This window comes from Mesorhizobium sp. M1A.F.Ca.ET.072.01.1.1, assembly GCF_004023325.1.
Lineage (GTDB): Bacteria > Pseudomonadota > Alphaproteobacteria > Rhizobiales > Rhizobiaceae > Mesorhizobium.
In genome coordinates this window covers 1-476 of the sequence record NZ_RZSF01000722.1, presented here as the reverse complement: position 1 = coordinate 476, position 476 = coordinate 1, and the positions used below count along the sequence as shown (strand labels likewise).

Here is a 476-nt window from a genome sequence, read left to right as displayed (position 1 = left end):
ACTCGACCTTGCATGCGAGGACCCTGACGATCCGGCCAACTGGCCCCGCAACATGTTCGTGTGGCGCTCCAACATTCTGGGGTCTTCCGGCAAGGGCCACGAATACTTTCTGAAGCACCTGCTCGGCACCACGCACGGTGTCATGGGCAAGGACCTCGGCGCCGAAGGCAAGGTGCGCAACAAGGAGGTCGTTTGGCACGACGAGGCGCCGCGGGGAAAGCTCGATCTTCTTGTCACGCTCGATTTCCGCATGTCGACGACCTGCGTGTACTCCGACATCGTGCTGCCGACCGCGACCTGGTACGAGAAGAACGACCTCAACACCTCCGACATGCACCCCTTCATCCACCCGCTGTCGGCGGCGGTGGACCCTGCCTGGGAGGCACGCTCGGACTGGGATATCTACAAGGGCCTCGCCAGGGCCTTTTCCGAGGTCGCTCCGGAGGTGCTGGGCGTGGAGCAGGACGTCGTCCTAA

1 protein-coding gene is annotated in these 476 nt (G+C 63.2%); it reads left to right on the top strand.

The genetic code is table 11. The features are described from left to right. Positions 1-476: molybdopterin-dependent oxidoreductase (locus EOA32_RS37720; RefSeq protein WP_145971533.1), on the top strand; the 476-nt coding region annotated here is incomplete at both ends.